Origin of the sequence: Acinetobacter rudis (assembly GCF_000829675.1) — a bacterium.
Lineage (GTDB): Bacteria > Pseudomonadota > Gammaproteobacteria > Pseudomonadales > Moraxellaceae > Acinetobacter > Acinetobacter rudis.
Map to the genome: position 1 here is coordinate 1 of NZ_BBRX01000054.1, position 26,623 is coordinate 26,623.

The following is a 26,623-nucleotide window of genomic DNA, read 5'->3' on the forward strand; positions in this document are numbered from 1 at the left end:
AGTTGTTTTACGTGGTTGTTTTTTCTTTACTGCCTGCTGAGGCTTAGCTTGAGTTGTACTGGTAATTTTACGACATGGTGTCGCAACACGATGTAGTTCAGTGTGAGGTACTCCAAAATATGCACCATCTAAATCCAATGGATCGAGTAAATAGCTTTGCATAAGCGCGTCTAGTGTTTGACCTGTCGCCTTTTCTAGCACGCCCCCCACCAACCAGCCAAAAGTTAAAGCTTGATAAGCAGTATCTGTACCTGCTTTAAACCGTGGTTCAGCTTGTTCTAGATGCTTTAACATGGCTTGCCAATCTGCCATATCACTTGCTTTTTCAATGATATTTCGAATGTCAAATAAACCGCTTTGATGACTGAGTACATGACGTAAGGTTATTTCATTTTTATTATTCTGGGCAAACTCAGGCCAGTACTTTGCAATTGGACTATCATAGTCCAATGCGCCTTGACTGACTAAAATATGCGCCAATGTTGCCAATACCCCTTTACCAGTAGAATAACAAACAGACATCGTATCTGCCTCCCACTGTTCAGTATTGGATTTTTTCCCTGTATAAATATCGACTACTTTTTCACCTTGAAAATATACAGCGAGGGCTGCCCCTCCTTGCTCATTGCTGGCTTGCAATAAACGACTAAACTGCTTGGCAAGATCCTCAAAACGCGGATCAACCACACCCTGAAAATGTTGGGTATCAGCAAAAATAAGCTCTGTTAATCCACTCATGATTTTCCCTTTTTTTGTTTTAAACGTTGAAGCAGTATTGTTGTTGAACTGCTATGAAAGCAAATAAATACGCTGTTCTGCTATAGCTTGTCAACAATAAAAAAACCTAAGTCGTTGGTAAATTTAGCTTGGACCATAACACAAGACCAAGATAAAAAACCGTGACTTAGGTTTTATTTATCGTCAAATATCCTCAGCGCCTTATAAGGCTGCGACATTGCCGCTAACATGAGGTTTTTTACTTTTATGGTTCTGAATCAAAAATGCAGTGTCTTTACCTTGCTCTGCTTTTAAAAACTCAACTTCAGAAGGCAAAAATAAAGGAAGTTTAAACCAAACATCAGCATAATATGCATCAGCCAAATTTAAACTGGCTAAAGCACGTGCCTTAGTCCACATCCCATGTGCAATGGCTTGCTTAAAGCCAAAAGCTTTGGCTGTTAATGCATGAATATGAATCAAGTTTAAGTCACCAGAAATCTTAGCATAGCGACGACCTGTATTTTCTTGCACTTTCCATAGATCTTGTAATTGATAATCAATGTGTTCAGCTGTAGTTTTGCTTTTGGCCTTTTCGGTGCTCTTTTGACGTGTCAAATATGTCGTCACACCTTCAACAACAATTTCATTGGCGACTTTTACAGTCGTAATAAAATCAAACTCCAAACCTTTTTCATGTGGTCTTAATTCACCAAACTGACAAGATAAACTTAAAGTTTCATTACTTCCCACTTTACGTTTCTGCGTGATTTGATTACGGATATGAACCAAACCCAATAATGCGAAAGGAAAAGCTTCCTGAGTCATCATCTGCATTTGCAGGCTTTGTGAGAGTACTGCCAAATAAATTGCAGGAATATAGCCATTATGTTTAAAACCGCAAATATCGTTGTACGCCTTTAAATGTTGTTGATCGACTTTTAGAGTGTCAACGACATACTCAACTTCTGGTAAGACTTGGGCAATTTTTGCTTTTTTAAAAACCAAGCCTTGTACCACTTTGGCATAAGCTAAATAAGGCTTCGGTAACTGACTAAAATGACGTGTGTTCATTGATTTTAATCCTATATTTTTTAATTAATCATCACAACAATGATCTAAAAACATATCTCAAGCAAGCAAAAGGGATGCCATAGCATCCCCTCGTTTTTATAGATCAATTAAGCGCCTAATAGGCTTTGACCACAAACACGAACTACATTGCCGTTTAAACCTGTTGAAGTTGGTGCTGCAAATAATGCAATGGTTTCAGCAACATCGACAGGTAATCCACCTTGACTCATTGAGTTCATACGACGACCTGCTTCACGAATCGCAAAAGGAATTGCAGCAGTCATTTGTGTTTCAATGAAACCTGGCGCAACTGCATTAATGGTCACCCCATCTTTTAAAGTTGCAGCGGTATATTTCACCACGCCAATTACACCAGCTTTAGATACAGCATAGTTGGTTTGACCTAAGTTACCTGCGATCCCTGAAATCGAAGAGACACAGATAATACGTCCGTTATCATTTAAACCTTTTTCAGCTAATAAATAGCGGTTCACTCGTTCAATCGCAGACAGGTTAATGTTAAGTACCAAGTCCCATAACTCAGGCTTCATATTCGCCAAAGTCTTATCACGCGTGATGCCTGCATTATGCACAATAATATCAAGTCCGCCCAAAGCCACTGCTGCAGCTTTGATCTTTTCACCTGCATCTTCAGCGGTAATGTCGATGGCCAATGTAGATCCAGAAATTTCAGCAGCAACACGATCAAGATCAGCTTGTTGTTGCGGCACATCTAAACAAATCACATGTGCGCCATCACGTGCCAAAACATGAGCAATCGCTTCACCAATACCACGACTCGCACCTGTTACTACTGCAGTTTTTCCTGCCAATGGCTTAGACCAATCGACATCAACAACAGCAGCTTGGCTAACACGTAGTACTTGACCTGAAACATAGGCTGAACGTGGTGAAAGAAGGAAACGTAAACTTGATTCTAAGTTTGCTTCGGCACCTTTGTCGACATAGACCAATTGCGCCGTGATGCCCTTTTTAAATTCTTTGCCCACCGATTTCACAAAACCCTCTAAAGCGCGCTGTGCAATCGCTTGTTGTACAGAACCCGCTGTATCAGGATTGAGACCTACGACGATCACGCGACCAGAAGTCTGAATTTGACGTGCAATCGGATGGAAAAAGTCATATAGACTGCGAAGCTGCTCTGAACTCTCGATACCTGAAGCATCAAAAATGACTGCCTTAAACTTTGATGCTGTATCTGTCGTATTAAATGCACTTAAATTGAGTCCAACTTTTGCCGCAGCTTGTTGTAACTCAGGTTGATTGCCTGCATAGGTGTTTGCATGAACATTGGCCAAGACTTGTGCAACAGCGCTAGATACTTCATTTGCCACAGCAGCACCGAACAAAACTGCACCCTGAATAACAGGAGTCGCCGCTTGGAAACGATCAAGGGTGATTGGTGATGGCAAACCTAAATTTTTAATCACAAACTTACCAACAGGTGTTTTAGCAAATACTTGGTATTGATCGCTCATACTTATAATCTCTTCACAAGTTAATTTTATATAAATCGTTGCAAGCATTTAGGCTGATTATTTCTGGCAGTTCTGCAAGCTGACAAAATAAACAAGCGCCTTGACCGCTTCATTAATATTGTCCAAATCATACTTGAGTTAAGCCATTGATGTCTTGACCTGAACGCCTTGTCAGATGTCATTATAGTCAATTCACCCCACTGTTAATTATGCTAATGTTGACAGTATTCATGACACTAATATTTGTGGAATAAGCTTAATGAGTAAATCAACTACGGACAATCCTGCAGCTGATCAAAGCAGTGAAGCAGCAGTGTCAAAGACAGCGAAACCACGTGCAACGGCAAGAAAAACAGCAAATACAACGTCAACTCCAGCCAAACCACGTCGTGCGCCAGTGAGAAAAAATACCGCGAGCAACACAACAAGTGCCGCCGCAAAAGCTACTAAATCAACCCAACCTTCTGTTCCTCAGGAAAAAAACATGAGCCAAAATACTGTTCGTCGCGTTGCTATCATCGGTGGTAACCGCATTCCATTTGCTCGTTCAAATGGTGCTTATTTCAACGCCTCTAATATGGATATGTTTACGGCTGCCTTAAATGGTTTGGTTGAGCGTTATCAATTACAAGGTCAACGCTTAGGTGAAGTCGTTGCAGGTGCTGTGCTTAAACATAGCCGTGACTTCAATATGACACGCGAATGTGTACTCAATACTCAATTGGCACCTGAAACACCTGCTTTTGATTTACAACAAGCCTGTGGTACAGGTCTACAGGCCGCTTTCCTTGTTGCGAATAAAATCGCACTGGGTCAAATCGAAGTGGGTATAGCTGGTGGTGTGGATACAACATCTGATGCCCCGATTGCTTTTGGTGATGGACTTCGCAAAGCATTGCTTGAACTCAATATTGCTAAAACTGCAAAAGCTCGTTTAAAAGCACTGACTAAAATCAACATTAAAGATTTGCTTGATGCACCAAAAAATGGTGAACCACGTACAGGTCTTTCTATGGGTGAGCATCAAGCCATCACTGCACTTGAATGGGGTATTTCACGCGAGTCACAAGATGAACTTGCAGCCTCTTCACATCAAAAAATGGCAAAAGCGTATGACGAAGGTTTCTTTGATGACCTCATCACTCCGTTTATGGGCCTAGAGAAAGACAATAACTTACGTGCAGATTCAACAGCAGAAAAATTAGCAAAATTACGCCCAGCTTTTGGTAAAGGCGAAGCTGCAACCATGACTGCGGGTAACTCAACTCCTTTGACTGATGGTGCTTCTGCAGTTTTACTCGCTTCTGAAGAGTGGGCAAAAGCCAATGGCCATGAAATCTTAGCCTATATCAGTTTCTATGAAACAGCAGCTGTAGACTTCGTAAACAAAAAAGAAGGCTTATTAATGGCACCTGCTTATGCTGTGCCACGTATGTTAGATCGTGCGGGTCTTAAACTTCAAGATTTTGACTTCTATGAAATCCATGAAGCATTTGCTTCACAAGTTCTGTCTACACTTAAAGCATGGGAAGATCCAAACTTCTGTAAGAACCGTTTAGGTCTTGAAGCACCACTCGGTTCAATCGATCGCAGCAAACTCAACGTAAAAGGCTCTTCACTGGCAGCAGGACATCCATTTGCTGCTACAGGTGGACGTATTTTGGCAACTGCTGCAAAACTACTGAACCAAAAAGGTTCAGGTCGTGCGCTGATTTCGATCTGTGCAGCAGGTGGTCAAGGTGTAACAGCAATTATTGAAAAATAATTCCTCACCTTGAAATCAAAAAACCGTAGCTTAACTTAAGCTACGGTTTTTTATTGATATTCTTTATAAAGACGGTATGTTCGAATTGATATAAGAACTAATCGAAAATTAAACTTCAGCACTATCCATACGATGTGGGAAGTAGCGATTTTCGAGGATGTCATAGCACCACTGGAATATAAAGGTATAAACCAAAATACAGGTAGTCATCGACAAATCAAGCAAGATCGCCTGAAACAATGTCATGTCCATTGCATAAGCCACCATCGGAATGGTCAGCAACATTAAACCACCTTCGAAACCAATCGCATGTAAAATTCGAACTTTAATTGTTCGCTTAAACTTACGCTTATGCTCCAGTTTTTCAAAGTAGTGGTTAAAAATCATGTTCCAGATCACTGAGGTCACGGCCATTGCGACACCTAAACCACCTGTGACATCTAAAGGAACTTCAAAGATAAAACTCAAAGCGATTGCAATGATCACCAATAGAATAATTTCATAGCTTAATGCATGAACTATTCGTCTCTTGGAAATCAACATTTTTAAATACTCATTGTGAATTGAATGCTTATTTTAGTGTATTATTCTGATCAATCGAGTCAGATACTTTCAATATTATTGATAGATGAATATTAACCAAGAACAATTAAACATTTTTAAGACTGTCATGGAAGTCGGTTCTTTCTCTGCTGCTGCCCGAAAATTAGGCAAGGTCCCCTCTACAGTGAGTATGTCGATCGCCAACTTAGAAATTGATTTACAACTTGAGCTATTTCAACGTAAAGGACGTGAACCTGTACCCACGGCACAAGCTCATGTACTGTATGAACGAACCGAACAATTGCTCATAGAAATGAACCAGTGGAAGCAACAAGCCCTAGCGCTCAGTGCTGGATTAGAGTCTGCGTTGAATATTGTTGTTGTCTCAGAGCTTTCACATAGCAACTGGACTGATTATATTTCGATCTTAGAAAGGCAGTTCCCCTTACTACAGATCAATATTTTTTCTGCGCCACAGGAAGATGCCTTACAGCTGTTAATGAATCGCTCTGCACATTTGGCCATTTTATTTGAACGTGAACAACTTGACAGTAGTGATCAATTTGTAGAGCTGAAAAAAGAAGTTTTGGTTGCAGTATCAGCAAAAGACTTCCAACTCGCACAGTATCAACAAGTCAGTTTTGAACAGGTTTTACAGAGTAGACAAATCGTTGTGGCCAGTCGTAATCGTTCAATTAAACCAGAATTGGTCTACTCTAAAAATATCTGGCGGACAGATAGCCATCACTCTGCTTGTACCATGATTTTACAAGGTTTTGGCTGGGGGATCTTACCTTTAGAAATGTTAAATGAAAATCCAAAACTGGCAGAGCAATTAAAAATACTCGACTTTATCGATTTCACCTCCCGCTTTGAATACTACGTGGACTTAGTCTGGAGTCGTGAAAACCAACTCGGTATAGCTGCACAATTTTTAATAAAACACATTCAGAAACTAAGACAGCAAGAAAATTAATCATTTTCCCGATATATCCACTCCTGTAGGCCAAAGCTTGTGATATAACTAGGTTTCACGTTTTTTTTATTTTAAGAATCGAAGATAATGACACAATCTGCATTGAAGCAACTACAAGCACTAACCACGATTGTCGCAGATACGGGTGACTTAAAAGCAATTCAACAATTTCGCCCATTGGATGCGACAACAAATCCGTCACTCATTACAGCAGCGGCCAAACAAGCTGAGAATAAGGCACTGATCGTCGAAGCCTACCAACAAGCTAAACGTGAAGCCTACCAAGGCGCTGCTCTGATTGAACGTACCATTGATATTTTAACCGTGAAACTTGGTGTAGAAATCTTAAAAAGTATAGACGGTCGTGTTTCTACAGAAGTCGATGCAGCACTGTCTTATGACACCGCTGCAACTATAGCCAAAGCCAAAGAGTTACTGGCACTTTATCAAGCGTATGGTGTAGACCAACAACGTATTTTGATTAAAATTGCCTCTACTTGGCAAGGGATTCAAGCCGCTAAACAACTCGAATCTGAGGGTGTTCATTGCAACCTCACGTTATTATTTGGCATGCACCAAGCCAAAGCCTGTGCTGATGCAAAAGTAACCTTAATTTCGCCATTCGTTGGTCGAATTTTAGATTGGTATAAAAAAGCTGAACAAGTTGATCATTACCCTATTGCTCAAGATCCGGGTGTATTATCCGTTAAACAAATTTACCAATACTATAAACAGCACCAGATTAAAACAGAGGTTATGGGGGCAAGTTTCCGCAGTATTGAACAAGTACTCGGTCTTGCTGGTTGTGACTTACTTACAGTTGCACCAAGCCTGTTGGCAGAATTAGATCAGGATCATCGTACAGTCACAGCCGTACTCAATGCTGATCAGATTGAAATAGTGAGCGAAACGCCCGAAGTACTCATTGAGGCACAGTTCGAACAACAATTAAAAGACGATCCAATGGCTTCACAATTGTTAACTTCAGGCATTGACGGCTTTGTACAAGCGCGTCAACAACTTCATGTTTTATTAGAACAATCCTTTGAAGTTTCTGTCTAAAATCAGGCATAATACTAGCACTTCATCCTATGCTGTAATCCAATGAGGTTACAGTATCGGGATGAAACTTCATCCTTTGACCACACAGCACGTCAGATCTTCATGGTCTTGTTCACATGCGAGTAATTTATGTTCGGCATCACCGATATTTGGACCTATATCATCGGCGCAATTTTTATCATTATATTGCCGGGACCAAATTCAATTTATGTGATGTCTGTAGCCTCACGATTTGGTGTTAAAACAGGTTATCAAGCCGCTTTTGGTGTGTTTGTAGGTGACTTGATATTAATTTTAGCAACGGTTCTTGGTGCTGCCTCTTTACTCAAAGCCTTTCCTTGGATTTTTATATTACTTAAAGTAGTCGGTGCAGGTTATTTATCTTATCTGGGTATTCGACTGTGTATTGCTGCTTATAAAACTTGGAATAACGCAACAAAAAATATTCAGGGCCAAAGTAAACAACAAGAATTACAAAGTTTTCATCCGTTTCGTAGTGCTCTTACGATTAGCTTAATCAATCCTAAAGCCATACTATTTTATTTATCTTTTTTTATTCAGTTTGTAGATCCTGCTTATGCTCACCCTGCAATCAGTTTCACCCTATTGGCCACGATATTACAATTCCTCAGTATGACCTATTTAACCTTACTCATATTTTCAGGAATTAAACTCGCACATTACTTTAATCGCTATTATAAACTTGCAGCAGTGGGAATTACTGTAGTAGGTATTTCATTTTGTATTTTTGGTTTTAAACTCGCAACTTCTAGTTTAAGTTAAGTCCACTTAATGATTCAGCCAAGCTTATGAGTAGATTAAATAGACCATCAACTTTTAACATTCCCAAATTAATACTAGGTGACTGCAACAGTTATCGGTATGATCTTTAACAGACCAATTCATCATCAATTTGCTTTAAACCATGAATAAACTTATCCAAGATTTTTCTATTACTGCAGTATTTGCCGGTTTTATTACCTTCCTTGTCGGTATCAGTGTTTCATCTGTACTTGTTATACAAGCTGCACAAAACCTAGGTGCAAACACTGCACAAATTAGTTCATGGTTCTGGGCACTCGGTACTGGAATTGGGTTATGTGCATTATTACTATCATGGAAATTTAAATACCCCGTCGTTACCTCATGGTCAACCGCAGGCCTCGCATTGATTATTGCCAGTGGAAGTGGTTATAGCCTCAATGAAGCCCTTGGTGCTTTTATGGTCTGCGGCTTACTGACGATTATATTGGCATATCTTGGTATTTTTGAACGTATCTTATCCTTTATTCCACAAAGCTTAACTAGTGCTATGTTGGCAGGGGTGCTACTGAAGTTTGGTATTGATGTATTTGCGCAACTGCAACATGGCTTTGGTTTTGTCCTTGCAGTACTGGCCAGTTATATTATATCTAAGCGCCTTTGGCCACGTTATAGCATTGTCATTACAGTTATAGCCAGCTTTGCACTCAGTCCTGTATTTATGCATATACCAGCGCTTAACCTTAACTGGAGCATTAGTCAGCCGATTTGGACTACTCCAGATTTTAGTGTTGCTGCTTTATTGGGTCTGGCTTTGCCACTTTTAGTCATTAATATGGCCTCACAGTATTTGCCTGGAATTGCCATGATTAAAAGCTATGGTTATCAACCGCATATTAAACCATTAATCGGCTGGACAGGTTTTGCTCAAACGGTATTGGCACCATTTGGCTGTTTTAGTGTAAATATTGCTGCGATTAGTGCTGCAATTAGTTTAGACGACCAAGTTCATAGTGATCCAAGCAAGCGTTATATAGCCGGTATGAGCTGTGGCATATTTTATCTACTCATGGGTTTATTTGCTGCAACACTTACCAGCTTATTATTGTCATTTCCTACACTATTTATTGTGACTTTGGCTGGAATCGCATTATTTGCAACCATTGGACATAATATTGTGGTTGCTTTTGCCGATGTCGATCAACGTGAAGCTGCTTTGATGACATTCTTATTTAGTGCCTCTGGCGTACAGTTTTTTGGAATTGGTTCAGCATTTTGGGGACTGGTTTTTGGATGTATTGTTTCTTGGATTTATAAAAAGCGTCGTTAATATACACGTAACACGTAAATCATATAACTAAGTTTGAATACTCAGCTCGATTCAAAATAAATACCATGAAAATATAACCCACGACTACAAAGCAGTAGTCAGTGGGTAAGATGTTAAAAGCCTATATCGTTTTAAATGTCAGGATACTCACCCGTACCTTCAGGCCAAGGTGTGAGTAGCTCAAAACCAGTTTCTGTTACTGCAACCATATGTTCCCACTGCGCAGAAAGTGAATGATCCGCTGTAATCACTGTCCAACCATCCGCTAACTCTTTAACACGCGCTTTACCCATATTTACCATAGGTTCAATGGTAAATACCATTCCAGGCTTTAGGGTTAAACCATATCCAGGTTTGCCGAAGTGTAATACATCGGGCTGTTCATGATAAACCTGCCCAATGCCATGACCACAATATTCTTTAACGATGCTATAACCTTCTTTTTCAGCCAAAGACTGAATTGCAAAACCAATATCACCTAAAGTTGCATTTGGTTTAACCGCGTAAATCCCTGCACGCATTGCTAAGTAAGTTGTATCGATTAATTTTTTCGCTGCTGCACTTACCTGTCCTACGCTATACATTCGGCTAGTATCACCAAAATAACCATCTTTTTTAATCGCCACATCAATATTGACAATATCACCGTCTTTTAAAATGACTTGATTTGATGGAATGCCGTGGCACACCACGTGATTAGGAGAGATACAGGTTGTTTTCGTAAAGCCAGCATACCCCACATTCGCAGGGATGACTTTAAGCGTGTTCACAATATAATCATTACAAATATCATCCAGATATTCTGTCGTCACGCCAGGTTTTACATAAGGAGTAATCATCTGCAAAACTTTAGCCGCTAAACGCCCCGACTCACGTAACTTTTCTAAATCATAAGCGCTCTTAATTTTAATCTGTGAAACTCGCATTTATCCCACCCATGGTTGAAATTGCTTATTATCTTACACCATATCAATTAAATAGGTGTGAAAGTGATCTTCCTCCCTCATAGATCATGTAGATACTTTCTGGCCAGTTATTTTGCATTAATCACTCCACTTAAATAGTTTTTCATAAAATTCAATAGGATTGATTATTCAAACTTTACAATAAAAAAATAAAATACACTTCAAATCAGATTTCCACTAGAATCTACGCTTTTGTAATATTCCGCAGTTGTATGACCACTCTCAAATCAAGAGATATCCTTGCTCTTGGCTTTATGACCTTTGCATTATTTATTGGTGCGGGAAATATCATTTTCCCCCCTATTGTTGCCCAACAAGCTGGAGAACACGTCTGGCTTGCTGCTTTTGGTTTCTTGATTACAGCCGTCGGCCTCCCAGTATTAACAATCGTTGCTCTTTCGCGTACTCAAGGCTCAATTGCGATTTTAAGTTCGCCTTTGGGTAAAATAGCCAGTTTAGTTTTAACCATCGTATGTTATCTATCGGTTGGTCCTTTATTTGCTATTCCACGTACAGCAACCGTTTCCTATGAAATTGGTTTTGCTTCATACATGGAAGGCACTGAACACAGTATGCTGATTTATAGCTTAATTTATTTTGCTGTAGTCACTATTGTTTCGCTCTATCCAAATAAATTATTAGATACGATTGGTAATGTCTTGGCTCCACTAAAGATCTTATCTTTAGCAATCCTTGGAATAGCGGCATTCTTTATTCCAAGTCAAATGGTTCCTGCGCCAATCAACAACTATATTAGCTCACCTATTTCTGAAGGTTTTGTCAGTGGTTATCTCACCATGGATACCTTAGGTGCTTTAGTATTTGGTATTGTCATTATTCATGCGATTCATTCACGTGGTGTAACTGACAATAAGCTTGTCATTCGATATTCAATTATTGCTGCAATTATTTCAGGTGTTGGCCTTACGCTTGTTTATTTAAGCTTATTTAAACTCGGTTTAGGTAGTCACGAAGTCGCTCCTAATGCGAGCAATGGCGCGATTATTTTACATGCTTATGTTGAACATGCTTTTGGAGATCGTGGAGCATTATTCTTATCTGCAATGATTTTCTTGGCTTGTATGGTTACAGCTATTGGCTTGACCTGTGCATGTGCTGATTATTTTTCACAAATCACGCGCATCTCATACAAAGCTTATGTGTTTATCTTTATCTTGTTTTCACTGGTGATTTCAAATTTAGGTTTAACCAAGCTTATTGCCTTTTCAGTACCTGTCTTAAGCGCCATTTATCCACCTGCAATTGTGGTGATTCTACTAAGTTTCTTCTCTAAGAAATTTAACAACCCACAAAGTGTCATTCAACCCGTTACAGCGATTGCCTTCCTGTTTGGTATTTTTGAAGGTATTCGAGTATCACCGTTTAAAGATGCCCTACCCGAGCTTTTAAACCGATTGCCACTCACTGAGCAAAACCTCGCTTGGTTGATTCCATCATTAGTGCTACTCATCCTCTGTACTGTGATTGACCGTGTTAAAGGCCCCCATCCGAAAAGCCAAACATAAATAAAAAGTAAATGCCGATCTTTACGCTAAATTAAGTTTTACCCAAATTTAATTTGGTATCGCAATAATCGTTGTATTTTATCCAAGTACACGTTTATTGACTTTTATCGGCAATGACTTTTTCCATTTATTATTTAAAACAAAATTTAATTTACCGTTACACTCGGGATTCACCCTATTTTCTAATATTTCAATATTTTAATATTTTTCAATAACTTAGTTTAAAATTAAACCAAACTCATTGATTTTTATTCAGTTTAAAAAACTTAATTTTTATTCAATTTGTCATAATTCTTTAACAATACTATGATCCCTGACTTGCTTTTTCTTTCTAAGCCATGTACAAATAAGCCCTTAACAGACTAAAACAACATGAGTGTTTGTCGCGTATGACAGGAGGGATGGAGATGTTTTCAACACATTTCAACAAGCAAGTCTTCATTAATTCTTTGAAGACAAATCAAAATATGACGACCTTTTTGAGCACAACAATCGCACTGATTGTGACTATGTTCATTCACGGTCTCATACAAGGCCAACTTAAACCCGTTTACTTTATCTATGCTATCGTCGTATCTTTAGCCTTTGTGCTATGGGCCATCATTGACCAACGTTTCCGCCCTTACCAAGATGTAGATTAGAAGATGGATGACTTTGTCATCCATCTTCATAGTCAACGATCCTTCAAGTTCCCCCCAACGATCTCTCTTCATCGTAATCTTCTATCTCAACTAGCTCACCCAAACAAATTAAGACCCGCTCCTAGCAATAATGCAGCAGTTGCCCCTAACTCAGCAACGACCAAAGACCACATTGCAATTTTCATCATCCAAGGTGCAATTGATCGACTACCCAATTGATGTGGTTGTCTAAATTGATTTTGCGTATCTTGTAAAAAGCCATGTAATACATAACTTAAAATAGAAAAACTAAAGAAAAACAAATTCAGCAGTACAAAAATTAGGTTTAATTGATCTGACCAAACTGAGAAGTATGCCAATACAGCCAGAATTAATGTTGCAGGTGCATAAAGCAAACTACTTCGATGTGCGATATCGACATAATAATGAGCTCGTGCCTGTGGTGACTTTTGAATCTGCCAATACTTCCAGATTCCAGTTAACATCCCTACCCATAAGTAGATCCCACTAAATAGAACACTCAAACTTACTGCCAGTGAAATTTTTTCCAATACCACGTTGTATCATCCTTAATAAAATCACTACATTACTCATGCTATAACATTATTTAATCGTGCGATCTAACATGAAATGAATGCGTTAATGAAAACTCTGCTTTAATCGATTCAATCCAGAACTTACTGATATATTTCCTGAGATATATTTAATTACAGGATTCAATAAATTTATTATCTAAAAAAACCTTTGAACTACCTTAGCTTATATTCCTGATTTACATAGGGATAATTAGATAATTTTTCGCATAAAAATCTTATAAACTATATATGACTTTTTAGACGACAACTTAGTCAACAAAGGCCACATTTTCACAAGTTTTTTTCGTCCTAAAATATGCTGTTGCCCAATTCAAAACCTATAAAGTATTGGCAGCATTTATATCCTGATCAGTTCGCTGTAATTTAGACGGATGATTATTGATTCAAGATAGATCCAAAAATTTAACTTTTTTGTTTTAACCTGAGATTATTTAGGTTTTTCTACTTAGATAAAGTATCTCCCATACATGAAGCTAAATCACAGTAATAATGTTCGATGATTTTAGGAAAACACTGCAAAGCACATCTTAGTCCTTATTTTAATTAGCCTTTCTGTTTTTTCTTAAAATAGCCGAACAAGACTTGAATCTAAATAATAATATCATCTTAGTTTGATGATAATTAAAAAACAGGGCACAATAAATGACCAAAAAATTTGCAAAATTTTTACCCGCAACGGAAAATTTCAACTTTGAAAACTTCCCCTTTTATTGGATTACTCAAGTACATTCTCAATATGTACATAACGTCGATCAAGCGTTAAAAAAATATGGTGTAGACAATTCACGCCGACGCTTACTCACCATTTTAGAAACCCGCCCGCACGCCAGTGTTTCTGAATTATCAGAATCTATTGTCTCTAAAATGTCGACAACAACAAAAATTGTTTATCGTTTAAAAGATGAAGGTTATGTAGAAACTTATTCATGTGAAAATGATGCGCGAATAACGCGTGTGTATCTCACGGATGCTGGATTAGAAATGACTCAAAAAATAAATGATTTAATGGCGATCGTACTCGAACAGTCTTTTGAAGGACTTACTCCTTTACAAGTTGAAAAAATGACTGAGCATCTCAAACATATCTTTAAAAATCTTGCGAGATAATCAAGTTTATCTCAGACAAAATAAAGACCCAATCTTGGGTCTTTATTTCTATCTAAAATAGTAGCTCAATCAATAAGCGCGATCTTGCTAATACTTAGACCACAGGCACAGACTTTTTTTGCTGAGCATTTTTACGAATTGTGATCATAATTAATTGTACAGCCGCAGGTGTTACTCCTGGAATACGACTTGCCTGAGCAAGTGTTTCTGGAAGTACGCCTTTTAATTTCTGGGTAATTTCACGCGATAAACCTGAAACAATATCGTAGTCAAAATCAGCAGGAATGCGAGTTTCTTCCAAACGTTTTAGCTGTGCAACATCTTCATGTTGGCGGTTAATATAACCTTCGTATTTCACAGCGATTTCAATTTGATCACCCACTTGAGCTGAAACTTCAGAACCCGTTAACTCTGCAATTTGCGCAAAACTAATATTCGGACGTTTCAATAAATCGATCGCACTGCATTCTTTACTGAGATCAGCACCAGTCATTTCGACAAACTTTTTACCCATTGGGTTATTTGGTGCAGCCCATAAATGCTGTAAACGACCTGTTTCACGCTCTACTGCTTCCATTTTTTCGCTATAAGCAGCCCAACGTTCATCATCGACCAGACCAAGTTCACGTCCAATCGAGGTTAAACGTTGATCGGCGTTGTCTTCACGCAACATCAAACGATATTCCGCACGAGAGGTAAACATACGATACGGTTCTTTAGTCCCTAAAGTAATTAAGTCGTCAACCAACACACCGATATACGCTTCATCACGTTTTGGTGTCCATTGTTCCTGATCCCAAGCACGACGAGCAGCATTTAGACCTGCAAGCAGACCTTGTGCACCAGCTTCTTCATAACCTGTCGTACCATTAATTTGGCCTGCGAAATACAAGTTTTGAATCGCTTTCGTTTCCAAAGTAAATTTCAACGCTTGCGGATTAAAGTAATCGTATTCAATTGCATAACCCGGGCGAAGAATATGTGCATTTTCCATACCGCGAATTGAACGGACCAATTCAAATTGAACGTCAAATGGTAAAGAAGTCGAAATACCATTGGGGTAGAGCTCATGAGTATCCAAACCTTCAGGCTCTAGGAATACTTGGTGTGAATCTTTATCTGAAAAACGATGAATTTTATCTTCAATCGATGGACAGTAACGTGGCCCTACACCTTCAATCACACCGGTATACATCGGTGAACGATCTAAACCACCACGAATAATTTCATGAGTACGCTCATTGGTATGAGTAATATAGCAATTCACTTGCTCAGGATGCATAGAAGCATCGCCCATAAACGACATCGTCGGTGATGGGAAATCGCCTGGTTGTGGGATCATCACCGAAAAATCAACTGAACGTGCATCGATACGTGGTGGTGTACCTGTTTTTAAACGCCCTACTGGCAGGTTTAATTCACGTAAACGGTCTGCCAATGCAATTGATGGTGGATCACCAGCACGACCACCTTGAGATTTTTCTAAACCAACATGGATTACGCCACCTAAGAACGTTCCTGTGGTCAGTACCACTGTTTTACAATCAAAACGAATACCCATCTGGGTAACGACACCCTTTACAGTATCGCCTTCAACGATCAGATCATCTGCTGCTTGTTGAAAAATATCGAGATTCGCTTGATTTTCCAAGGTATGACGGATTGCTGCTTTATAACGCACTCGGTCAGCCTGAGCACGTGTTGCTCGAACTGCTGCACCTTTGCGAGAGTTTAAAATACGGAATTGAATACCGCCTTTATCGGCAGCTAGTGCCATCGCACCACCAAGCGCATCGATCTCACGCACTAGATGTGATTTACCAATACCACCGATCGCTGGGTTACAACTCATTTGCCCCAAAGTTTCGATATTATGCGTCAGAAGTAATGTCTGTCGTCCCATGCGCGCAGCTGCAAGGGCAGCCTCTGTACCCGCGTGACCGCCACCAATAACAATGACATCGTAAACTTTAGGATAAAACATAATAGTATGTGACAAAAAAGAAAGACGAAAAATTATAGCAAATCTTTAAAATGATGTAGAGCCGATCAACGAAATTAATTGAACAACTTTGTTTTAATCCTGTGATTTATTTTTTTACTTTAAGTTTTGTCAGCATTTTTTTGCAACAAATCAGCTTTTTATTGCCAATCTGCACACATAGACATTATTTTCGTTACAATGTCTTTTTCACGAATTATTTAGGTTTTCATAGTGAAGTGGTTACAAATTCATATTACAGTTGATCAAGCTCAGGTTGAATATACAGAAACATTGCTAAGCTCTTTAGGCGCAGTCAGTGTGACCTTAGATGATGCTGAGAATCAAGACTTATTAGAACCCTTACCTGGCGAAACTCCACTATGGAATAAAGTGATTGTCACTGGCATCTATGCGCAAGAAGAAGGTGAAAGTTTAGATGTAGAAGCACTCGAAACTTTTATTAAAACGCAATTGCCTGATGCCCCACTACAAAGTGAATTCCTAGAAGACCAAGTATGGGAACGTACTTGGATGGATTATTATGAGCCTATTCAAATTGGTGAAAAATTTTGGATTGTACCAGAGTGGCTTACTCCGCCAGATCCTGAAGCAGTGAATCTAAAACTTGATCCAGGTCTAGCTTTTGGTACAGGCAACCATGCAAGTACTTTCTTATGTTTACAATGGTTAGGCAAAACAGAGCTTAAAGATAAAATTGTGATCGACTATGGCTGTGGTTCTGGCATTTTAGCTGTAGCTGCTCTATTACTTGGTGCTAAAAAAGTCTATGCCACTGATATTGATCCCCAAGCAGTATTGGCCACCAAGCAAAATGCTGAGCTTAATGGTGTCTTAGATGGTCTTTATGTCGATCTACCTGAAGCTTTTGAACAACACTTTAAACCACAACAAGCAGATGTTTTGGTTGCCAATATATTAGCTGGCCCATTAATGTCTTTGGTTGAAGAGTTTGCTGAACTTACCAAACCACAAGCTGAATTTGCCTTAGCAGGTATTATTGAAGAACAAGTAGAAGATGTAAGCAAAACCTACCAAGCCTTCTTTGATGTGACAGATCGTGCGCAACGTGAAGAAACTTGGTATCGACTTTCAGGAAAACGTCACTAATACTGCGTATTGATTAGGTTAAGCCTATGAACACCAAACAGACCCGCTGCCCAAACTGTCTTAGCTTATATAAAGTGACAGTGCCACAATTAACCGTGGCTCAGGGCATGGTCTGTTGTCCTAAATGTGCTGAGAACTTCAATGCTCTATTACATTTACAACAATCCAATTTAAATTTACCTGAAGATCAAGTGCCGCGTCAGCATGAACAACGCAGCTTTTTCACTCGCAGTAAAAGCACAGCAAGTGATAATGCACTGGGGCTAGACATCTTATCGCGCACAGTAGACCAGTCCAATCTTGACTTACATCATTATTTAAACAACCTAAATTATTATCATCGCAATAACGTTTATTACTATCCTGCACCGAGTTTATCGCAAAGTAGAGAAATGGCTTTTCAACGAAAGAAAAGACCTCAATTTGCTTATTACCTGATGTGGGGAGTTATTAATCTCTCATTATTTTTACTTTTTGTCTTTCAAATCTTATGGTTCAACCCACAGCTGTTAGAGCAATCCAAGGTTTTAAATGCCTTCTTTAATCAGGCGTGTACATTAGTAAGATGTGAAACACTTGATCAGCGTTATAAAAAGCTTAATGTTGAACATTTTAAAGTTGAACGTACGCTTGATAATCACACTCAGATCTCTGGCGTTTTAATGAATTACAACGCGGAAAGTCTAAAACTGCCCCACTTCAAAGTGATTATGCAAAAAGATCAGCAGTACTTAGAGCGGGTTATTTCCCCTGCTGAATATCTGGTACAGAGCTTAAATGGTATGACTCGAATTCCAGCACGCCATCCATATGCCTTTAAATTCACTTTATTACAGCATTATGACCAAAATTGGCAGTATAAAATCGAAATTATGCGCCCTTAACAAACTTAATTAAAAAAATAATAAAAAAATTGTAGTTAACTTGCTCATTTTTTCTAAGACAATGCTATTATATGCGCCACGAAAGCTATGCTTCGTCAACATTTGCAAAATCCCACAACAAAATGTCTAGTTTTGTGCAATATTTATCAATATTGCGCAGCTGGTTTTTTTGTCTGTGAAATAGCGTGGTTACAATTATTAATTTATTGTTACGCTTATTTTGCAACCAATTTGACGAAATATGGCAAGCTAATTGTTACCAATATCGGGCGCGCGATTTAAGATCTAAATCGACACTCAAGTTTTATACCACATTTATACTGCTTTACCCGGGCAGTATTTGTTTTTTTATTCGGATAAATACGCATGAATAGTAAGTCTCCCATTTTTACTGCACAATCTGATGTCGCTCTTCGTATCCATGTAGATCGCGCTGTTCGTCACTACTTTGCTCAATTGCAAGGCGAACAACCATCTCAAGTTTACGATATGGTATTGGCAGAAATGGAGAAACCTCTTTTGTCTGTTGTCTTAGAATATACTCGCGGCAACCAAACACGTGCTGCAGAGATTCTAGGATTAAATCGTGGAACTTTGCGTAAAAAGTTAAAAGCTCACGGCCTAATGAGTGAATAAAATGCTAAAATGCTCACGTCTGTGGGCATTTTTTATGCCCATCTGTTTTTAATCTGTAGACTTCAACACAACAGCTGACTGAAAATCATGACTATTAAACGCGCTTTGATCTCTGTTTCTGACAAAACAGGAATTGTCGAATTTGCTCAACAACTTGCAAATTTAGGGGTAGAAATTCTTTCTACAGGTGGTACTTATAAGCTATTGAAAGAAAGTAATATCTCTGTCGTAGAGGTGTCTGAGCATACTGGCTTTCCTGAAATGATGGATGGTCGCGTCAAAACCTTACATCCTAAAATCCATGGTGGCATCTTGGCACGCCGTGGTCTAGATGAAGCAGTAATGCAAGAACATCAGATCGATCCAATCGACTTAGTCGTGGTTAACCTCTATCCTTTTGCTGCAACTGTTGCAAAGCCGAACTGTAGCCTTGCTGATGCGATCGAAAATATCGACATCGGTGGACCAACTATGGTTCGTGCCGCTGCTAAGAACCATGCTTCAGTGGGTATTGTAGTGAATGCTTCAGATTATGCTGACATCATTAGTGAACTCACAACAGATGGCGCACTTTCTCACGCTACGCGTTTTGACCTTGCTGTAAAAGCATTCGAACACACTGCTCAATATGATGGCATGATTGCTTCTTACCTCGGTGCACGCGTCGGTAAAGTAGAACCAGAAGCAGATCAGTTTGCACGCACATTCAATACTCAGCTTAATAAAGCTCAAGATTTACGTTACGGTGAAAACCCACATCAAGCAGCTGCTTTTTATGTGGAATCAACTGCGCAAGAAGCTTCTGTTTCAACTGCAACTCAGTTACAAGGCAAAGAATTGTCTTATAACAATATTGCTGACACAGATGCTGCACTTGAATGTGTAAAAACTTTTGTTAAACCTGCTTGTGTTATCGTTAAACATGCTAACCCGTGCGGTGTTGCTGTATCGTTAGATGGCATTCATGCCGCTTATGACCTTGCCTATGCAACAGATCCAGAATCAGCGTTTGGTGGCATCATTGCATTTAACCGTGAATTAGATGTTGCGACTGCTCAAGCCATCGTAGATCGTCAATTTGTTGAAGTGATTATTGCACCAAGTATTGCTGATGGTGTACTTGAAGTGACTGGCGCGAAGAAAAACGTTCGTGTATTAGTTTGCGGCGAATTACCAGCTCCTGAAGCTCGTCAAGCGCAATATGACTACAAACGCGTCAATGGCGGTTTATTAGTTCAAGATCAAGACTTAGGTATGATCAGTAAAGACGACCTTAAAGTTGTGACTAAAATTGCCCCGACTGACCAGCAAATTGATGACCTTATCTTTGCTTGGAAAGTTGCAAAATACGTTAAATCAAATGCAATCGTTTATGCGAAAAACCGTCAAACCATTGGTGTAGGTGCTGGTCAAATGAGCCGCGTCAACTCTGCACGTATCGCTGCAATCAAAGCAGAACATGCAGGTCTTGTGGTTGAAGGTGCAGTTATGGCATCAGATGCATTCTTCCCATTCCGTGATGGTATTGATAATGCTGCTAAAGCAGGCATTAAATGTATCATTCAACCGGGTGGTTCTATGCGTGATGAAGAAACTATTGCTGCTGCCGATGAGCATGGGATTGCGATGGTCTTTACCGGTATGCGTCATTTCCGTCATTAATCTTTAATGCACAATTCCCCGACTAGGGGGATTGTGCACATATATTTGATTATTTCGATATTTATGCCTAAAGTCCTCTTTTTTAGAGGACTTTATGTCATTGCGATTCATGGAGTTTGTGGCAATGAATATTTTAGTTCTAGGTGGCGGTGGTCGTGAGCATGCTTTGGCATGGAAAATTGCCCAAGATGAAAAAGTGAGTAAAGTTTTTGTTGCACCTGGCAATGCCGGTACAGCCACAGAAGCAAAATGCGAAAATGTAGCAGTCGATATTTTGGATAATCCTGCAATCATTGAGTTTGCTAAGCAAAACAATGTAGATCTCATTGTTGTAGGTCCTGAAGCACCTTTGGTTAATGGTGTTGTCGATGCTTGTCGTGCAGCAGATTTGAAAATCTGGGGCCCAACACAATTTGCAGCTCAACTCGAAGGCTCTAAAGCTTTTGCTAAACACTTCTTAAAACGCCACAACATTCCAACTGCATTTTATGATGTCTTCACGGAAGTTGCTGCAGCTAAAGCCTATGTTGAACAACATGGCGCTCCTATCGTAATCAAAGCTGATGGTCTAGCTGCAGGTAAAGGCGTAATCGTGGCAATGACCAATGATGAAGCTTTTGCAGCAATTGACGATATGCTAGCTGGCAATAAGTTTGGTGATGCTGGATCACGTGTAGTGATTGAGCAGTTCCTTGATGGTGAAGAAGCCTCTTTCATTTGTATGATCGATGGTGACAACATTTTGCCTATGGCAACGTCACAAGACCATAAACGGATCTTTGAAGCAGACCAAGGCCCGAACACTGGTGGTATGGGTGCTTATTCCCCTGCTCCTGTTGTCACTCAAGAAGTATTTGAGCGTGTCATGCAAGAAGTGATGCGTCCTACTGTTGAGGGTATGGCAAAAGATGGTCATGTTTATACTGGCTTCTTATATGCAGGCCTGATGATTGACACTGCTGGTCAGCCTCGTGTCATCGAATTTAACTGTCGTTTTGGCGACCCTGAAACTCAACCGATTATGATGCGTTTACAATCTTCTCTGGTTGAACTGATTGAAGCAGGTATTGAAGGTCAACTTCCTGCTGAAGCCGCGTGGGATGAGCGTAAGACAGTCGGTATTGTTTTAGCTGCTGAGGGTTATCCTGAAACTGTACGTAAGGGTGATGTTATCCAAGGTCTAGATGTAGCGACAGAAGGTACAAAAGTATTCCATGCTGGTACTGCTCTAAATGATCAAGGCCAAGTCATCACGTCTGGTGGACGTGTATTATGTGTGACAGCTATTGGTGACAGCATCCAAGAAGCTCAAGCTAAAGCACTTGAACTTTGCCAACAAGTAAGCTTTACCGGTGTACAGTATCGTAAAGATATTGGCTACCGCGCTATTGCACGCGAACAAGCTTAAGTCCAATAAGCTGCACTAAATGAACTAGACCACTGCATTCATTTTCATCACCATGATGGAAATGAATGCTTTAATCAAGCCGTATTGACTTTCATCTATGCGCACTGACTTCCTTATATTTTAAATTCATATTGAAGTTCATTTTAATTAATTTAAATACTATAAAAAATAAATATACTCTGTTTTTACTTATCGCCCCCTGTTGAAATCTCATGACTCATTCAGATCAAAGCTCACAGTTTGTATTACCAATCATCGACTTAACTGAAGTAAATGATGCAATGGATATGCACAGCTTTGCAATGAATTTACGTAAAATCTCGCGTGAGTCTGGATTTTTCTATTTACGTGGTCATGGCTTTACAGCAGAGGAACTGGCTGAGGTTCAGCGTTTAGCACATGAGTTTTTTGCTTTAGCACTGACAGAAAAACAAAAAATTGCGATGGTCAATTCTCCACATTTTCGTGGCTATAATCATGTTGCAGCTGAATCAACACAACAAAAGCCTGACTATCGTGAACAAATTGACCTTGGTGCAGAACTACCAGCCTTAGAGCTGGATGACACTAGTCCAAGTTACTATCGTCTGCAAGGCCCAAACCAATGGCCTGAACAGTGGCCAGAGTTTCGTGAAAAAATAAGTGCTTTTCAGCACAAAGCCAGAAAGTTAACAATTGAATTACTTAGACATTTTTTAGCTGCACTCGAACAGCCCGCACATGCGCTTGATGTTTTAATTGATCCCAAGCACCCTGCTGAACTGGTTAAATTACTGCATTACCCAGCCAGTGCTGATCCTCAGCATCGCCAAGGTGTCGGTGCACACAAAGATAGCGGTATCATTACCTTATTGACCCAAGATCCGATCGGTGGCCTACAGGTTTATGCGCAAGATACGTGGAAAGATATACCTTATGTCGAAGATGCTTTAATTGTTATCATTGGAGAAGTATTAGAACTTGCGAGTAATGGCTATCTACATGGTAATATTCACCGTGTAAATGCACCTCAAGCGGGTCAAGATCGTTATTCGATCGCTTATTTTTTAACGCCAAACATTTTTGCTGGCGATATTCCAGTATTGGATTTAAAACCCGAACTCGCTGCTTTAGCATTGGGGCCTGATTATGAACCACACAATCCACTCTATAGGAATGTTGGTTTAAATACTTTAAAGGGTCGTTTACGTTCGCATTTGGATGTCACCGAGCGACATTATCCAAAAGAATATAAGCAACTACAGAACAAGCAACTTCTAGTCGTTGAGACTGAAGCTTGAACTTTTATTGATTCCGATAAGGACGAGAGAAATGAAAAAATATATCAGCCTTTTTTTAAGTCTGTTTGTACTGCTGGCTGCAGCCTGCAGTAAAACACCTGAAGAAAAAAGTGCAAAAAATACTGATGCGGCTAATCCAGCTAAAATCACGATTGCATCAACAGGTTCTGATACTGATGTTTGGCGTTATATTGCAGGCTTAGAGTCAACGAAAGCTGCAGGACTAAATATTGAAGTCAAAAACTTTAATGACTATGTAGCAATGAACAATGCAACTGCAAATAAAGAAGTTGATCTCAATGCATTTCAATCGTATAACTATTTGCTTGCCTACAATGCTGAAAGTAAAGACAAAGTTACTCCAGTTTCAACAACATATATTGAGCCAATGGGTATTTACTCAGATAAAGTAAAATCTGTAGGTGAATTAGCTAACAACGCTAAGATCGCTATTCCGAATGATGCTGCAAACGAATCACGCGCACTGTCATTATTACAATCAGCAGGTTTAATTAAGCTCAAAGCTGATTTTGATCCGATCAAAGGCACTACACGTGATGTCGTTGAAAACCCTAAAAACCTACAGTTAAAAACTATTCCAATGGCTACTGCTGTACGTGTTAAAGGTGAAGTTGATGCCATCGTATTAGGTAATACACTTGCGATGGAAGGCGGGTTAAATGTAATTAAAGATGCGATTTATTATGAAAAAATCGATCAAAGTACTAAACTCTATGTCAATATTTTAGCAACTGCTGCAGGCCGTGAAAACGATGCAACTTTGCAAAAAGTGGGTGAGCTTTATCACAGTGCTGAAGTGAAAAAATATGTCGATGAGCATTTTGCTGGTACAAAAATCGATGTAAACAAACCTGTGACATACCTGACTGAAAACAAATAATTTACTCAGTCTATCCACACAATTAAATACAGCAGGTAGTGCGCTACCTGCTTTTTCTTTTAGGTTATTTGATGTAGACAAACAGCGATGATTGAATTTAAGAATATTTCCAAACACTATGTGCAAAAGGGTCAAACCTATCAGGCACTCAATCAAATTAATCTAGAAATTCCACAAGGCAGTATCTTTGGTATTATCGGCTATAGTGGTGCAGGTAAAAGTACCTTAATACGCTTAATCAATTTACTTGAGCGTCCAACATCAGGTCAGGTATTTATTCAACAAAAAGATCTTACAGCCTATAGTCCACAACAACTACGTCAGGAACGTGCCAATATTGGCATGATTTTTCAACATTTTAATTTGCTTGAAACAAAAACTGTTGCAGCAAATATTGAAATGCCTTTATTACTATTGGGCTACAGTAAAGCTGAACGCCAAGCTCGTGTAGATGAATTACTCGACTTCATTGATTTAAAAAACAAAAAGAATGCTTTTCCTGATGAACTTTCTGGTGGGCAAAAACAACGTGTCGGTATTGCTCGTGCACTGGCCAATCGTCCTAAAATTTTGCTTTGTGATGAAGCCACCTCCGCGCTTGATCCACAAACCACACGCTCTGTATTGGCTTTATTAAAAAAAATCAATCAAGAACAGAATATTACCATCGTAATGGTCACTCATGAGATGGATGTGATCGAGTCAGTCTGCGATTATGTTGCGGTCATGGAAGCTGGCCAAGTGGTAGAAACGGGCAGCACTTTAGAGATCTTCAGTCATCCTCAACATCCAACTACACAAAGCTTTATCCAAACTGTACTTCAACAACAACTCCCATTAAGTATCTTAGAACGTTTGGAAAATCAAAATCATCACAGTATTTATAGTCTGCAATTTTTAGGTAAGTCTGCACAAGAGACAGTGATTCAAAAAACCATTGGTCAATTTGATCTTCAACTTAATATTTTATTTGCCAATATGACTGAAATTCAAGGTCATGTCATTGGACAAATGTTTGTACAACTACTTGGAACACATGATCAAATCAATGCAGCGATTGCTTATCTAGAAGCCAATCAAGTCATGGTTAAAAAAGCAGGAGTTATCGCATGAGAGATTTAATCGTTCAATTCCTGACAACTGTGACCCAACCCTTTTGGCAAAGCATCGTCACTATGGATGAATTCGTTACTGCAATGCAGGAAACGATCTATATGCTTTTTCTTGCCATGCTTTTGGGTACGCTCTGGGGCTTTATCCAAGCCGTAACGCTTTGGTTGACCCGTCCACAAGGGATTTTATCCAATCGTCTGATTTATAATAGCTTGGGCCCAGTCGTCAATGCGCTGCGTTCGCTACCTTTTATTATATTATTGATTGCACTGATCCCATTAACCAAAATCTTAACAGGTACGAACATTGGTGTTTGGGCTGCAATTGTTCCGCTTACCTTCTATATTGGCCCTTATATCGGACGTTTACTAGAAATTTCTTTACTTGAAGTTAACCCTGGTATTGTTGAGTCAGCTCAAGCAATGGGTGCAACACCAAGCCAAATTATTTTTAAATTTGTCATTCCTGAAGCACGTAGTTCATTAATTTTAAACTTAACCAGTGCCTCTATCAGTTTACTTGGTGCTACAGCAATGGCAGGTGCAGTCGGTGCTGGTGGAATCGGCGCTTTAGCAATTGACTATGGCTATAACCGTTTTGATGGCAGTGTTGTGACTCTAACCGTGATTATCTTACTGATTATGGTACAAATTATTCAAATGATTGGTGAGCGTTTGTCACGTCTACGCTAAACTCAATATCATGTAGTGCTTGATTGACATCCTCACCTCCTAAACATAGGTATCTACACATCTCGGTGTGAATACCTATACTTTGAACGGTGAGGTTTTACGCTCGATTGGATAAAAATATAGTCCCTGTTCTAACGCCACTGCTGATCAATTGCAGTAATCAAACGATCATTGAGTTGCTGCTGCTCAACCTGCCAAAGCTTTACATCTGCTTCAGACGGTTCACTTTGACCATCTCCTGCACTCAACATACGTTTTAAGAGACTCTTATAACGATATGCAGAAACATCACCTGTAATATCCGCGCCAATTAAACGACCCGCACAGGCATCAATCAGATCCAGCAAATTCTGTTCAACAAAATTGCCTTGA

24 protein-coding genes and 1 pseudogene are annotated in these 26,623 nt (G+C 39.4%); 17 read left to right on the forward strand and 8 right to left on the reverse strand.

Translation table 11 applies throughout. The features are described 5' to 3' along the window. From Aru01_RS13425 to Aru01_RS13435, 3 genes are all read right to left on the reverse strand, one after another. Window positions 1-738, reverse strand: a 738-nt coding sequence (locus Aru01_RS13425) for a serine hydrolase domain-containing protein (protein WP_042111468.1), incomplete at its 3' end; no start/stop codon positions are given. 201 nt (window positions 739-939) lie between these two features. Then, a complete protein-coding gene (locus Aru01_RS13430) occupies window positions 940-1,791 on the reverse strand; it encodes a MaoC family dehydratase (protein WP_016656822.1) in 852 nt (283 codons plus the stop codon). A gap of 107 nt (window positions 1,792-1,898) precedes the next feature. Next, window positions 1,899-3,290 (reverse strand): 3-oxoacyl-ACP reductase, encoded by a 1,392-nt coding sequence (locus tag Aru01_RS13435; RefSeq protein WP_016656823.1) that lies wholly within the window; start codon window positions 3,288-3,290, stop codon window positions 1,899-1,901. Between the two features lie 259 nt (window positions 3,291-3,549). Between Aru01_RS13435 and Aru01_RS13440 the strand changes: the two genes are divergently transcribed. Then, on the forward strand, window positions 3,550-5,055 hold the full coding sequence (locus tag Aru01_RS13440; protein WP_016656824.1) for an acetyl-CoA C-acetyltransferase: 1,506 nt from the start codon (window positions 3,550-3,552) through the stop codon (window positions 5,053-5,055). 108 nt (window positions 5,056-5,163) lie between these two features. Here Aru01_RS13440 and aceI read toward each other — a convergent pair whose 3' ends face one another. Then, a complete protein-coding gene (gene aceI, locus Aru01_RS13445; RefSeq protein WP_016656825.1) occupies window positions 5,164-5,598 on the reverse strand; it encodes a chlorhexidine efflux PACE transporter AceI in 435 nt (144 codons plus the stop codon). An 85-nt stretch (window positions 5,599-5,683) separates the two neighbouring features. On the opposite strand from aceI, the gene aceR reads away from it, so the two are divergent. The 4 genes from aceR to Aru01_RS13465 all read left to right on the forward strand — a co-directional run bounded on the left by aceR (window position 5,684) and on the right by Aru01_RS13465 (window position 9,728). Then, window positions 5,684-6,574, forward strand: coding sequence for an HTH-type transcriptional regulator AceR (gene aceR, locus Aru01_RS13450; RefSeq protein ID WP_016656826.1), 891 nt, complete (start codon window positions 5,684-5,686; stop codon window positions 6,572-6,574). 87 nt (window positions 6,575-6,661) lie between these two features. Beyond that, window positions 6,662-7,636 (forward strand): transaldolase, encoded by a 975-nt coding sequence (gene tal / locus Aru01_RS13455; RefSeq protein ID WP_016656827.1) that lies wholly within the window; start codon window positions 6,662-6,664, stop codon window positions 7,634-7,636. A 129-nt stretch (window positions 7,637-7,765) separates the two neighbouring features. Further along, window positions 7,766-8,419, forward strand: coding sequence for a leucine efflux protein LeuE (leuE, locus tag Aru01_RS13460; protein ID WP_016656828.1), 654 nt, complete (start codon window positions 7,766-7,768; stop codon window positions 8,417-8,419). Window positions 8,420-8,561: 142 nt separating this feature from the next. Further along, the gene (locus tag Aru01_RS13465; protein ID WP_016656829.1) at window positions 8,562-9,728 is read left to right on the forward strand and encodes a benzoate/H(+) symporter BenE family transporter; all 1,167 of its coding nucleotides are present in this window, start codon (window positions 8,562-8,564) and stop codon (window positions 9,726-9,728) included. 131 nt (window positions 9,729-9,859) lie between these two features. Here Aru01_RS13465 and map read toward each other — a convergent pair whose 3' ends face one another. Beyond that, the gene (map, locus tag Aru01_RS13470; RefSeq protein WP_016656830.1) at window positions 9,860-10,654 is read right to left on the reverse strand and encodes a type I methionyl aminopeptidase; all 795 of its coding nucleotides are present in this window, start codon (window positions 10,652-10,654) and stop codon (window positions 9,860-9,862) included. Window positions 10,655-10,905: 251 nt separating this feature from the next. Between map and brnQ the strand changes: the two genes are divergently transcribed. Together brnQ and Aru01_RS13480 are read left to right on the forward strand one after the other, a co-directional pair. After that, complete coding sequence (gene brnQ, locus Aru01_RS13475) at window positions 10,906-12,219, forward strand: branched-chain amino acid transport system II carrier protein (protein ID WP_016656831.1); 1,314 nt, start codon at window positions 10,906-10,908, stop codon at window positions 12,217-12,219. Window positions 12,220-12,626: 407 nt separating this feature from the next. Further along, the gene (locus Aru01_RS13480) at window positions 12,627-12,860 is read left to right on the forward strand and encodes a hypothetical protein (protein ID WP_016656832.1); all 234 of its coding nucleotides are present in this window, start codon (window positions 12,627-12,629) and stop codon (window positions 12,858-12,860) included. A gap of 95 nt (window positions 12,861-12,955) precedes the next feature. On the opposite strand, the gene Aru01_RS13485 is transcribed toward Aru01_RS13480, so the two are convergent. Next, the gene (locus Aru01_RS13485; protein ID WP_016656833.1) at window positions 12,956-13,417 is read right to left on the reverse strand and encodes a hypothetical protein; all 462 of its coding nucleotides are present in this window, start codon (window positions 13,415-13,417) and stop codon (window positions 12,956-12,958) included. A gap of 681 nt (window positions 13,418-14,098) precedes the next feature. Here Aru01_RS13485 and Aru01_RS13490 point away from each other — a divergent pair. Then, window positions 14,099-14,563, forward strand: a complete 465-nt coding sequence (locus Aru01_RS13490; RefSeq protein ID WP_016656834.1) for a MarR family winged helix-turn-helix transcriptional regulator — start codon at window positions 14,099-14,101, stop codon at window positions 14,561-14,563. 94 nt (window positions 14,564-14,657) lie between these two features. Here Aru01_RS13490 and mnmG read toward each other — a convergent pair whose 3' ends face one another. Further along, a complete protein-coding gene (mnmG, locus tag Aru01_RS13495; RefSeq protein WP_016656835.1) occupies window positions 14,658-16,547 on the reverse strand; it encodes a tRNA uridine-5-carboxymethylaminomethyl(34) synthesis enzyme MnmG in 1,890 nt (629 codons plus the stop codon). A 231-nt stretch (window positions 16,548-16,778) separates the two neighbouring features. On the opposite strand from mnmG, the gene prmA reads away from it, so the two are divergent. The 9 genes from prmA to Aru01_RS13540 all read left to right on the forward strand — a co-directional run bounded on the left by prmA (window position 16,779) and on the right by Aru01_RS13540 (window position 26,251). Then, entirely contained in the window at window positions 16,779-17,675 is an 897-nt protein-coding gene (gene prmA / locus Aru01_RS13500) for a 50S ribosomal protein L11 methyltransferase (protein ID WP_016656836.1), read from the forward strand. A gap of 26 nt (window positions 17,676-17,701) precedes the next feature. Further along, the gene (locus Aru01_RS13505; RefSeq protein ID WP_016656837.1) at window positions 17,702-18,559 is read left to right on the forward strand and encodes a DUF3426 domain-containing protein; all 858 of its coding nucleotides are present in this window, start codon (window positions 17,702-17,704) and stop codon (window positions 18,557-18,559) included. A 366-nt stretch (window positions 18,560-18,925) separates the two neighbouring features. Then, window positions 18,926-19,195 (forward strand): DNA-binding transcriptional regulator Fis, encoded by a 270-nt coding sequence (gene fis / locus Aru01_RS13510; protein WP_001086304.1) that lies wholly within the window; start codon window positions 18,926-18,928, stop codon window positions 19,193-19,195. Window positions 19,196-19,282: 87 nt separating this feature from the next. Continuing rightward, window positions 19,283-20,857, forward strand: coding sequence for a bifunctional phosphoribosylaminoimidazolecarboxamide formyltransferase/IMP cyclohydrolase (gene purH, locus Aru01_RS13515; protein WP_016656838.1), 1,575 nt, complete (start codon window positions 19,283-19,285; stop codon window positions 20,855-20,857). A 124-nt stretch (window positions 20,858-20,981) separates the two neighbouring features. Next, complete coding sequence (purD, locus tag Aru01_RS13520) at window positions 20,982-22,265, forward strand: phosphoribosylamine--glycine ligase (protein WP_040331241.1); 1,284 nt, start codon at window positions 20,982-20,984, stop codon at window positions 22,263-22,265. A gap of 212 nt (window positions 22,266-22,477) precedes the next feature. Beyond that, window positions 22,478-23,545 (forward strand): isopenicillin N synthase family dioxygenase, encoded by a 1,068-nt coding sequence (locus tag Aru01_RS13525; RefSeq protein WP_016656840.1) that lies wholly within the window; start codon window positions 22,478-22,480, stop codon window positions 23,543-23,545. Window positions 23,546-23,576: 31 nt separating this feature from the next. Beyond that, the gene (locus Aru01_RS13530) at window positions 23,577-24,446 is read left to right on the forward strand and encodes a MetQ/NlpA family ABC transporter substrate-binding protein (protein ID WP_016656841.1); all 870 of its coding nucleotides are present in this window, start codon (window positions 23,577-23,579) and stop codon (window positions 24,444-24,446) included. 87 nt (window positions 24,447-24,533) lie between these two features. Next, on the forward strand, window positions 24,534-25,559 hold the full coding sequence (locus tag Aru01_RS13535) for a methionine ABC transporter ATP-binding protein (RefSeq protein ID WP_016656842.1): 1,026 nt from the start codon (window positions 24,534-24,536) through the stop codon (window positions 25,557-25,559). Further along, on the forward strand, window positions 25,556-26,251 hold the full coding sequence (locus Aru01_RS13540; protein ID WP_016656843.1) for a methionine ABC transporter permease: 696 nt from the start codon (window positions 25,556-25,558) through the stop codon (window positions 26,249-26,251). Before Aru01_RS13535 ends, Aru01_RS13540 begins: the two co-directional genes overlap by 4 nt. A 131-nt stretch (window positions 26,252-26,382) precedes the next feature. Here the strand turns inward: Aru01_RS13540 and Aru01_RS18350 are convergent. After that, window positions 26,383-26,623 (reverse strand): annotated as a pseudogene (locus Aru01_RS18350) (hypothetical protein); the annotation flags it as partial.

What these genes read in the sequence shown, in the direction of transcription:
- Aru01_RS13430 (WP_016656822.1), bottom strand. Translation starts at nt 1,791, where the DNA reads ATGAACACACGTCATTTTAGTCAGTTACCGAAGCCTTATTTAGCTTAT.
- Aru01_RS13435 (WP_016656823.1), bottom strand. Translation starts at nt 3,290, where the DNA reads ATGAGCGATCAATACCAAGTATTTGCTAAAACACCTGTTGGTAAGTTT.
- Aru01_RS13440 (WP_016656824.1), top strand. Translation starts at nt 3,550, where the DNA reads ATGAGTAAATCAACTACGGACAATCCTGCAGCTGATCAAAGCAGTGAA.
- aceI (WP_016656825.1), bottom strand. Translation starts at nt 5,598, where the DNA reads ATGTTGATTTCCAAGAGACGAATAGTTCATGCATTAAGCTATGAAATT.
- aceR (WP_016656826.1), top strand. Translation starts at nt 5,684, where the DNA reads ATGAATATTAACCAAGAACAATTAAACATTTTTAAGACTGTCATGGAA.
- tal (WP_016656827.1), top strand. Translation starts at nt 6,662, where the DNA reads ATGACACAATCTGCATTGAAGCAACTACAAGCACTAACCACGATTGTC.
- leuE (WP_016656828.1), top strand. Translation starts at nt 7,766, where the DNA reads ATGTTCGGCATCACCGATATTTGGACCTATATCATCGGCGCAATTTTT.
- Aru01_RS13465 (WP_016656829.1), top strand. Translation starts at nt 8,562, where the DNA reads ATGAATAAACTTATCCAAGATTTTTCTATTACTGCAGTATTTGCCGGT.
- map (WP_016656830.1), bottom strand. Translation starts at nt 10,654, where the DNA reads ATGCGAGTTTCACAGATTAAAATTAAGAGCGCTTATGATTTAGAAAAG.
- brnQ (WP_016656831.1), top strand. Translation starts at nt 10,906, where the DNA reads ATGACCACTCTCAAATCAAGAGATATCCTTGCTCTTGGCTTTATGACC.
- Aru01_RS13480 (WP_016656832.1), top strand. Translation starts at nt 12,627, where the DNA reads ATGTTTTCAACACATTTCAACAAGCAAGTCTTCATTAATTCTTTGAAG.
- Aru01_RS13490 (WP_016656834.1), top strand. Translation starts at nt 14,099, where the DNA reads ATGACCAAAAAATTTGCAAAATTTTTACCCGCAACGGAAAATTTCAAC.
- mnmG (WP_016656835.1), bottom strand. Translation starts at nt 16,547, where the DNA reads ATGTTTTATCCTAAAGTTTACGATGTCATTGTTATTGGTGGCGGTCAC.
- Aru01_RS13505 (WP_016656837.1), top strand. Translation starts at nt 17,702, where the DNA reads ATGAACACCAAACAGACCCGCTGCCCAAACTGTCTTAGCTTATATAAA.
- fis (WP_001086304.1), top strand. Translation starts at nt 18,926, where the DNA reads ATGAATAGTAAGTCTCCCATTTTTACTGCACAATCTGATGTCGCTCTT.
- purH (WP_016656838.1), top strand. Translation starts at nt 19,283, where the DNA reads ATGACTATTAAACGCGCTTTGATCTCTGTTTCTGACAAAACAGGAATT.
- purD (WP_040331241.1), top strand. Translation starts at nt 20,982, where the DNA reads ATGAATATTTTAGTTCTAGGTGGCGGTGGTCGTGAGCATGCTTTGGCA.
- Aru01_RS13525 (WP_016656840.1), top strand. Translation starts at nt 22,478, where the DNA reads ATGACTCATTCAGATCAAAGCTCACAGTTTGTATTACCAATCATCGAC.
- Aru01_RS13530 (WP_016656841.1), top strand. Translation starts at nt 23,577, where the DNA reads ATGAAAAAATATATCAGCCTTTTTTTAAGTCTGTTTGTACTGCTGGCT.
- Aru01_RS13535 (WP_016656842.1), top strand. Translation starts at nt 24,534, where the DNA reads ATGATTGAATTTAAGAATATTTCCAAACACTATGTGCAAAAGGGTCAA.
- Aru01_RS13540 (WP_016656843.1), top strand. Translation starts at nt 25,556, where the DNA reads ATGAGAGATTTAATCGTTCAATTCCTGACAACTGTGACCCAACCCTTT.